Origin of the sequence: Collinsella sp. HCP3S3_E5 (assembly GCF_052067635.1) — a bacterium.
Taxonomy (GTDB): domain Bacteria; phylum Actinomycetota; class Coriobacteriia; order Coriobacteriales; family Coriobacteriaceae; genus Collinsella.
This window is the reverse complement of record NZ_JBQHQF010000021.1, coordinates 25,894-35,338: the sequence shown is the minus strand read 5'-3', so window position 1 is coordinate 35,338 and position 9,445 is coordinate 25,894. Positions and strand designations below refer to the sequence as shown.

The 9,445-nt window shown below is 57.2% G+C and carries 6 protein-coding genes and 1 tRNA gene; 2 read left to right on the top strand and 5 right to left on the bottom strand.

Annotated elements, in window-relative coordinates; genetic code table 11:
* Nucleotides 1-96 precede the first annotated feature (96 nt).
* On the top strand, nucleotides 97-1,530 hold the full coding sequence (locus ACTM82_RS07175) for an ATP-binding protein (RefSeq protein ID WP_441055395.1): 1,434 nt from the start codon (nucleotides 97-99) through the stop codon (nucleotides 1,528-1,530).
* 240 nt (nucleotides 1,531-1,770) lie between these two features.
* Here the strand turns inward: ACTM82_RS07175 and ACTM82_RS07170 are convergent, their stop codons facing one another.
* From ACTM82_RS07170 to ACTM82_RS07155, 4 genes are all read right to left on the bottom strand, one after another.
* The gene (locus tag ACTM82_RS07170) at nucleotides 1,771-2,703 is read right to left on the bottom strand and encodes a DUF4268 domain-containing protein (protein ID WP_441055397.1); all 933 of its coding nucleotides are present in this window, start codon (nucleotides 2,701-2,703) and stop codon (nucleotides 1,771-1,773) included.
* A gap of 92 nt (nucleotides 2,704-2,795) precedes the next feature.
* On the bottom strand, nucleotides 2,796-3,686 hold the full coding sequence (locus ACTM82_RS07165) for a hypothetical protein (RefSeq protein ID WP_441055398.1): 891 nt from the start codon (nucleotides 3,684-3,686) through the stop codon (nucleotides 2,796-2,798).
* Entirely contained in the window at nucleotides 3,664-6,453 is a 2,790-nt protein-coding gene (locus ACTM82_RS07160; RefSeq protein ID WP_441055400.1) for a class I SAM-dependent DNA methyltransferase, read from the bottom strand. The genes ACTM82_RS07165 and ACTM82_RS07160 overlap by 23 nt, the downstream gene beginning before the upstream one ends.
* Before the next feature lie 205 nt (nucleotides 6,454-6,658).
* Nucleotides 6,659-6,735 (bottom strand) — tRNA-Met (locus ACTM82_RS07155).
* Nucleotides 6,736-6,930: 195 nt separating this feature from the next.
* On the opposite strand from ACTM82_RS07155, the gene ACTM82_RS07150 reads away from it, so the two are divergent.
* Nucleotides 6,931-7,704: a type III pantothenate kinase gene (locus ACTM82_RS07150; protein WP_441055401.1), complete on the top strand. Its 774-nt coding sequence runs from the start codon at nucleotides 6,931-6,933 to the stop codon at nucleotides 7,702-7,704.
* Nucleotides 7,705-7,980: 276 nt separating this feature from the next.
* Here ACTM82_RS07150 and ACTM82_RS07145 read toward each other — a convergent pair whose 3' ends face one another.
* Nucleotides 7,981-9,423, bottom strand: a complete 1,443-nt coding sequence (locus tag ACTM82_RS07145; protein WP_441055403.1) for an ATP-binding protein — start codon at nucleotides 9,421-9,423, stop codon at nucleotides 7,981-7,983.
* Nucleotides 9,424-9,445: the final 22 nt, after the last annotated feature.

Sequence of the window (9,445 nt, the reverse complement as noted above, 5' to 3'; positions counted from 1 at the left end):
CGGTGAGCCCGGCGCCGCGAAGCGCCCTGGCCCTCTCCACCATTCTCCTACTGTATGCCATGCGGACTCCGTTCCGGACCTCAACGGTCCAACTTTTTGTCCGCAGTCCCATCCCTTAAAAAGGAGATTGCGGACCGCGCGAACAACCACCTCACCCTGAGAGAGATCCATGAACTCAGGATTGACGGCAAACGCGTCCTCGCGTTTCAAATCCCCGCCGCAACGCCGGGCATGCCAACGGCGTTCAACAATGCGGCATGGGCGCGCGAGGGCGAATCACTCGGGCCACTCCCCATCGATAAGTACGAGCAGATACGCCAAATGCGGAGGCCGGACTGGAGTGCCCTCGAAATCGAAGAAGCAACCTTCGAGGACCTCGACCCCGAAGCCGTGAAGAAAGCGGTGGGGCTCTTTCTCTCCAAGCACCGACGGCATTCCGGGGCGTTCGCGGACATGGATGACCGCACGATTCTCGACATGGCAAACCTAACCAGAAACGGCAAGATCACCCCGACGACACTCATCCTGCTCGGAAGGCCGGAATCCACCCGCTTGCTCGATGGGATGAGCCCGCGCATCACCTGGACTCTCTATGCCTCCAATGGATCGGTAACCTCTTACGAGCACTTCAAACCACCCTTCCTTCTCGCGATTGACCAGGTACTCGGGAAAATCCGCAACGAGAAGTACCGGTTCAACGCAAATGGCGCGAGTCTGTTTCCCTTTGAGGCTGACCAGTACGAACCCGAGATCATCAGAGAGCTCCTGAACAACTGTATCGCCCATCAAGACTATTCCATGCAGGGGCGAATCAACGTCGAGGAATTCGAGGATCACCTCGTTTTCCTAAACGAAGGGTCCTTCATTCCGGAGACAATCGAAAATGCGATGCGGCCGGGTTTTAAGCCAAGCTACTACCGCAACCCCTTCCTTTCCGAGGCGATGGTGCAGATGGACATGATCGACACCATCGCCATGGGAATCCCCAAAGTATTCCAGATGCAGAGAAAGCGATACTTCCCCCTACCCACCTACGACCTTTCGGATCCAACCCGCGTGCGCGTAAGTGTCTACGGTAAGACCATCAATGAGAGCTACAGCAGGCTACTCTATGCTAAGCCGGACCTTCCGATGGACGTCGTCTACCTTTTGGACAAGGTTCAAAAAGGCGAGGAAATCACGAACGAGGAGGCCTCAGAGCTGCATCGACTCAAGCTTATCGAAGGCAGGTACCCCCATATCTCCATCACGAACGCCCTTGCCTCGAAGACGGGACAGGAGGTGTCTTACACGCGCAGCAAAGGCCTCAATGAAGAGGCCTGCAAGGCGCTTGTCATTCAGATGCTCTCAGAAACGGGGCCCGCACCACGTGCGAAAATCACCGCCCTCATCAACGATCTTCTCCCCTCGGGCCTTACCGACGCGCAAAAGGCCAAGAAGGTATCGAACCTTCTAGCGAAAATGAAGAAGGTGGACAAGACCATCGATAGCGACGGAACGGGAAAGACCGCAAGATGGCATGCCCTGTAACATCGTGATAGATCTTACCGTCAGATGCACGGCCCCCAACAGACCGACCGCGATGCGTCCGGGCACCTTACCGGGCGCATCGTCTAGCATCGGAATCCTTGCTCGCGATATCTATCCCCACCAGAATCTGGATACCGCAAGCGTTGTTTTCGATGACATCCCCGCATTTTGTAGTCAGAAAACAGTCGGCTTATAGGACAAAAAGTGTGTCCAATAAGCCCAGTAATTGCCGAAGCGCTTTTAAAGTCCGATCTCCGCGATTATTTTTTTCATCTCGAGGGCCCATCCGAGCTGTTCCTCGATGTACCCCGGCCATGCGTCCTGGTGGCCCTTGATGGGGTGGCCCGCCTTGTAGAAGCGCAGTCCCGAGGCCTTTTTCGCATCGAAGGGTGCCGCCGTCAGCCCGAGGCGCTCCTCGAAGATTCCGCTGTTGGCGATGGCGCGGTGCCCGATCTCCTTGTCGTCGTCCACGTACAGCTCGATACCCGTGCGGCCCTTGTGCGTATCGATGAGCAGGGCGAGATGGTATGCCGAGACCCCCAGGCGAAGCGTCGACCAATGGTCCTTGCTGGGCTTCTGCGGGCTGAACTCCTTGAGGAACTCCGGATGGCCGCCCGCCACCTCGCGGTAGGCCGTCCAGTACGCCAGCTTGACCTTTTCGGTCTCGCTGAGCCCCTCGGAGAGCTTCACGGTCTTGGTCCACTCGTTCGGCTGCTCGACCACGCCGAAGCGCGGGGCGGGCAGGGAGTCCCCGATCCTCCAGAGCTCGACCTCGACCAGGAAGAACCCGAAGTCGCTGTCGGTGTGCTGATTGAGCCACTCGATGGCCTGGCGGTGCTCGTCGCGGGCGCGCGCCACAACCCAGATGACGACCTCGGCGCCCTTGCCGGCGGCGTACGTGATCACCTTGCCGAGGTGGTCGTGGTTGGTGTCCTCGAGCTGGTTCTCGATGATCACCTTGCGGCCCGTACCGGACTCCTGCGCGTAGATGTCCACGTTGAACGATCCGACCGAGGACTCAGTCTCTATGAGCTCGAGCTCGATTCCGACCGCCATCCCGAGGGTTGCGAGGTTCTGCTCCTCGGCCAGCCACTTGGTGAAGTCGTGGGCCTCATGCGGCCACACCTCGCGCAGGGGAACCTTCTGGATGGTGTCCAGGTTATAAGTCTTCATCCGTCACCCTCTCGCCCGATGCGTGCCTTTCGCAGTCTTCAAGTTAATTGCCATATCTGGCTCCTCTTTCTGTTCTAGTTTACCGAATCGGCTTATAGCCCAACGGGGCCCGACCGTTCCGCAGTTGCGGGGCCTGCCGCCTGTGGCAACAACCTGAGCTCCCCTGCAAGTCTCCTGGACCCGCCTTTGAGGCTAACGAACGTGAGGCCGCCCGAGATGAAGCCGCCGACGACCGGAACGACTTTGCTCACCGCGTCGCCGAAACTGCTTTTGGTGATCTTGACGCCGATTCCGGCAAGAACCTTTTTGATGATCGGGTAGTAGCTCGTCTGCGTAAGCGCCTTGCTGGCGACCTTCTTGGCGATATTCGACTGAACCGTTTTGGAAAACGCCGTCAACGCGGAGTTGGCCCCGCTCACTCCGACCATCACAGCCAGGAGAAGGGCAAAAGCCGCCAAGGTCTCATCGTCCATCTCGTCGCAATCGTCGATGAAGGACTGCCAGCCGTAGAGATACGCCAGTTTCTGCATGATTCGAAAGGCGTGGACATAGTACTGCGTCACGTCCGCCGGGATCGTTCCGAGCATCGCGAGCCCTCCGGGCAATCCCGCGGAGAACGAAAGAACGGTCGATTTCTTCGTCTCGAAATCAATGACGTCCCTCGCGATGGAGTCAACGAGGTCGGAATCCACCCCAGCGGCAGCCGGGCTCATTGAAATCGCGAGCTCCACTCGCTCGTCCGAGACGCCTCGTTTCCTGAACTCAGAACGGAGAAAATGGCCGCGCTCAATCGCCACGCCCTTCAGCCTCATCACCTTCTTGAGGAAGGCAATGGCGTATCTCTGGGCTTCTTCCTCCTGCCGATCAGCCTCAGCCTTTAGGCCCCCAACACCTTCTTTCACAGAATCGGGCTCGGATAGCTCCGCCCCCTCTTTTGGCCTTACGGCACTTCCCTTCACGCTACTCACCGACTTTTTCTGCATAGAGGTTAAACAGATGGGCAACGATCTTGTTTTCGTCGCCATCGAAGTCGACGCCATATGCCGATTCAACGGCGGCATCGAGCCTAGCATGGGCTCTCATAAGGTCTGGAAATAGAAATTCGCTATCGGGATCGTATAAATCCGCTAACGACGAGCCGCCGTATAAAGCCCGGGCGTCCAGCACAAGTTGGGCGCACCGAGTAATTTCTTCAACCATTTCGTTAGTGGTAGAAGGGAAAACGAAGCTGTTGTACACGGCTGGCGCATATTCATAGTCCGATTTTAAGCGTCCAGACACGGCGCGTATCCAGCATTGGTGGAAATTCGATTGAAGCAGACCGAATAGGAACAGCGTAGCATCAGGAATAATGTGCAACTTATCGCTGACCACAACGTCAGGAGACATGAACCCGATGGGAACATACCTCCTTCGGCCAGAAGTAGTCTTCGGTAGGACAAGAAAATTGCTATTCGGCTGTCTGTCCTGAGTAAACTCCATCGGCCTATCGGCATATTCCCTAACTGACCGAGTCGGACTGGACATCCTGGCCTCTTTTACCTTGTGGAGCCTGGACATTATTTCAACGCTCTTTTTGATCCTGCCAGGATTAGCGCCCTTCAGGTAAAAACAGGCCCTGGGTTCCCCCCGCAAGAATTCCCTTGCGCCCATAAACGGTCTGACGAGATCCTCTAGCTCAGGATATTTCTGCTTAAAAGCCTCGCCTTCCTCATGGCTAAAAATGAGATTACCGCCATCCGTTGGCTGACTCCCCTTGGTCATGGCCGGGGCACCATAATTTACGGACGCTCTTCGCGACTCGACAGCTATGGATGGGCCGTCAACGAGATAGCCATTTATATTTGAAGCAATTTCGACGTTGTCATCCGTATAAATTTTCTTTGCAACCCCTCTGGCAACATTAGAAGCAAAGCCGACAATAATGCAATGGACATGTGCGAGGTCCGCCGCCTCCGATCCCCAGATAAAAGTACGGTGCGCGAAGACGATCTCTATACCTCTAGCGAACAGGTTTTTCCAAAGAATCGGAACGGACTCCCCCTGACAAACAGAGTTAGTTGAAACAAATGCTGCGACGGCCTTGGTGCCGTGAATAAATTCGGCAGCGCGTTCATACCAGGCGCAGACATAGTCTAATTTGCCGTACTTCTTGACATTCGTCGAGGCAAAAACGACCGTCATGTCCTCCTGTTGGGATTCGCTTCGCCACTGATGGCCAATAAACGGCGGATTCCCCAAAACGTAATCGATCTCTCTGGCGGGCGCCACATCATTCCAGTCAATCCGCAGGGCGTTCGCGTTGACAATACCTTCGTAGTCCGTGAGCGGAAGTTCCTGATAGACGCGCTGCGTCACCTTTGCCGTATCGGCATCCGCCTGCTTCTCAGCAATCCAGAGCGCCGTGCGGGCAACGCAGCAAGCGAAGTCCTCCAGCTCAATACCATGGAAGTTTTTTAGGTTTACCAGCACGTCGCGATCGCCGGAATCCTCAAAACTGAACGACGTTTGATCGCCTTGGAGCTCGAAAAGGATGCGGTTCTCCAGTCGCCTCAGGCACAAGTAGCTCTCCGTCAGGAAGTTGCCCGATCCGGCGGCCGGGTCGAGGATGGAGATGTCACCAATCTTCTCATGCAAATCCTTGAGGGCGCGAGTTCTCGCACCGCCCGCAACGGGCTTGGCGCAGGCCTCCTCAAATTCGGCTTTGAGGCCGTCGAGGAAGAGCGGGTCTATGACCTTGTGGATATTCTCCGGGCTCGTGAAGTGCTGACCGTTTGCTCGGCGGTGGTCGTGCGACAGCGCCCCCTCGAAGATGGAGCCGAAGACCGTGGGGCTCACGCCCGTCCAATCGAACTCCTGGCACCCCTCGACGATGAGCGTATGGCGGAAGTTCTCGGACAGGGGCGGAATCTCCGTCTTCTCGCGGAAGAGGCCGCCGTTCATGTAGGGCAGCTTCTTCAGCCAGGGCTCGGCGTACTTGTCGCGGTCCTCATCCTTGGTGTCGAGCCAGACGAACAGGTCCTTGAGGCCTCGCCTGAGATCACCCGCCTGGAAGTGTGCGACGTAGTCTCGGAAGGCATTTGGCTCCATGAGACCAGCGTCCTCGCAGAACATAAGGAACATGAGGCGCGTCATGAGCACGGAGAGCGCATGGTGGTTCTCGGGCGCGTCGGGGTCGTCGAACGCCTCGGCAACCTGGTCATGAAGTTTCGACATGATCTTGCCGGCCTCTACGGAGACGGCACGGGAGATCGTGGCCGGGGCCTCCGCCCCGCCCTTGAGGAACTGAATGGCCGCGAGATTCTTGGGGAGCTCGGCGAGTGGCAACTTGAAAAGAGGCTCCCGGCATAGCGAGTCCCGTTCGCGGTCGAAGATCCAAAACTCGGCAAAATTGCAAGCGATAATGTAGCGCGGCTGTTGGGAGAGGGGCATGCCCTGAGCATAGGCGTTACCCTGCTTCGCTGGTGTCACCTTGCGTCCCTGGCGCGTCTCCTCCTTGGCGAGATCGATTCCAAGCGACTTCTGCTCGACGAGGGTTTTTGCCGACGGGATGAAGACGTCGATGTACCCTTCATGTGTGCTCGCATCGGTGGAAACGGGCTTTTCGAACTCAAGCCGTGACACCGCGTCCTCTACGCCGAGGACGTTCTGGTAAAAGTCAATCCAGAACCGCTGGGTGTCCTGGTTCTCATTTCCCTTGTTCGCCCACCTGCTTGCAAAAGCTTCTGCATCGGCTTTCTTTCCCGGCATACGGACCCTCACTTGATAGCCTTTTCCACTGAGAAAGATTCTACGGGTTCTTCACTTCTTTTTAGCTGGTTTTAGTTTTATTGGTATCCCTTTTGTCCTGGCGGTCGTTGCAATCTGCTCATATTCCGCTCAGGAGTCCTCGCTGCATTGTCAAGATAAAAGAAAACAGCCCAGAGGAACAATGCCTCTGAGCTGCTAAAAGTCTTGGTCGCGGGGGCAGGATTTGAACCTACGACCTCCGGGTTATGAGCCCGGCGAGCTACCAGACTGCTCCACCCCGCAATGTCTGGGCGCCTCATGTGCGCGAGAAAGAATATTACGCGGGACTTCGGTAAACGGCAAGAAAAATCTCGTAGAGCATAATTCCTTCATATTTAAACCCTCAGCCAATATCACTGTAAACGGATCACAGCCGAGGCCCGTCGACGGCGCGTATACAATGGTGCGCGTCCTTTTACGCCGACACCGGGAGTAGACATGCTGCTCGCTATCGATATGGGTAACACGCAGACGGCCATGGGTTTGTTTGACGGAGACGAGCTGGTGCAGTCGTGGCGCATGCCCACCGACCGCTCCTACACCGCCGACGAGATCCATGTGCGCCTGATGGGCTTCTTTAAGATGTACGACCTCTCGCTCGATGCGGTCGACGCGATCGCCTTTGCCGGCGTGGTGCCACAGCTCTCGCGCGAGTGGCACGCCGTGGCCGACCGCATCGCCGCGGATGCCATCGTCATCGGGCCACAGACGGCCGCCGTAACCAAGCTGCGCGCGGCGCGCCCCCAGGCCGTGGGTGCCGACCGTGTGGCCAACGCCGTCGCGGCCGAGACTTTCTACGGCGCGCCGGCGATCGTGGTGGACTTTGGCACCGCGACCAATATCGACGTCATCGACGAGGACGGCTACTACATTGGCGGAGCGATCGCGCCGGGCATCCGCATATCGATGGACGCGCTTGCCGCCCGAGCCGCCAAGCTCGCCAGCGTTCCGCTCGAGGCGCCCGAGCACGCCATCGGCCGCGATACCGAGGAGTGCATCAAGGTGGGCGCCGTGACGGGCGCCGCCGTCATGGCCGAGGGCCTGGTCGCGCGCATGAAGCGCGAGCTGGGGCGCGAGGACGCCACCGTTATCGCCACGGGCGGCCTCGCCAGCATCGTCGCCGGTTCGACCGACGCCTTCGATGTGGTCGACGGCCAGCTCACCATCAAGGGCATCTGCGAAATCTACCGCCGCATGCAGAGGCTGGCGTAGGGCAAGCGCCAGGTCGCGCGCACCAGCTCGCAGCAACGGGCGCCAACCCTATTCCTCAAAACTGAATTATTTTCAATTTTGAGGAATGGGCCCGGGGCGGCCGGTCCTGAAACAAGAAAGCTCTCCCCGGCGCGTGCCGGGGAGAGCTTTCTTGTTGTCGTGATGAGCGGTCCAGCCCCGCCTGCCACCGTCAAGCGCTACTGCGACAAAGGTGCGACATTACTGCGACAAAGGTGCGACATTACTGCGACAAAGGCTCGAAACCGATTGTCTGTTTTACCGTATCTTATAAAACTGCCTTGGATCGGTAGGAGAAGAGCCGTGCCACTCAAGCAGACCGCCACCCTCAATTAGTTTACTGAGCACGCGATTTGCCGTGCGACGGTCTCTTCCAATGTGCGCAGCAAGCTCCCTTGCCGTCACCTTTCCGTTTGCGAACGCCAGTCTAATGGCAGCAAGCTCATACTCGCTTAGCGAGGCAATCGCCTCGGGCGACATTTTATCCTCAAGCGCCTCGCTTCTCCTAACTGTCCTAGCCACGATGTTGTTCTCGAGCGTCAACTGTACCTTCGTCTTGCCGGGCTCCGAGTAAACTGGGTCACCAAGCAGAGAGTTCTGCATCTCGGTGTAAATGCGCTGAACGCCCTCGTTAAGCTCGCGAACCCAGCCAAATTCAACCAGCGTGCGCGCGATGCGCGGATTGCGCGAGTAACGGGTGGTCCTCATGTTGTCGAGCGTCACGATATTGGGCAGCGCACCAGGACTGATGATTTCCATGCGATCATCGAACATTGAGATCCGAATGTAGTCGCCTCGGAATGAATAATCGCGATGAGTCACTGCGTTGACAAGGCCTTCAAACCACGCGAACTCAGGGTATTCGGGCACGGTCTGGAACTTTCCATCGGGGCCCAAAAACTGAAACTCCCTGAGCATGCTCGATATAAGCTCGTAAGCGCCCTGAATAACCTTCGGCAGCGGTCCGCAGAAGCATCGCTCCTTCGTAATGTTGAGACGCTCGCCCGTCTCCATCTTCACGCCGTCATAGCGCAAGATGCGAACGCGAGCCTGCGGCATCATCACAGATGGGTCCTGCGCAAAAAGCAGAGCGCCTGCCACGGTCAGCTTTCCATCGCGCATAAAGCGACGGCTCCTGAGGACCTGCTCGTCAGAAACCTCAGTTCCAAGAATCTCCTTATAGCGATCAAGCACCTCATGGTCCACGTCGTCTATCGAGGAATCCCCGACGAGCTCATCCTCGAAAATTCTCTGCCCCTTATCGAACTCGAGAGCGATGACCTGCTCTCGATTGAGTTTTACGCTCTTGTCGTTCTGTCGCAAGAACACATCGCCATCACTCATGCGGGCAACGGAGTGGCTGGTCGAAGGTTCAATATCCAAGACAAGAACCGAATCATCCTCACCAGATGAATTGACGACAGAAATGCGCTCCCTGTGAACGATAGGGGGCGGCGTGCAAGTGGTGAGCGCAGCGCGTTCGAAGTTCTCGATGTCGCGCGCACCATTGCGCCTGAAACCCGTCACTTCGCCATTATCCTCGATACCGACCACAAGCTTGCCGCCCGCCGCGTTGGCAAAAGCGCTAATGTGCTTTGCTATCTCCCTGTCGTCCTTGCGGGCACTCTTTCGATCAAAATACTGATTCTCCTTGAGGGTGGAGAACAAAACAACATCGTTCGTCGCAATAGGTTGCTGCATTGTCATATCCTTGCGGCACTTG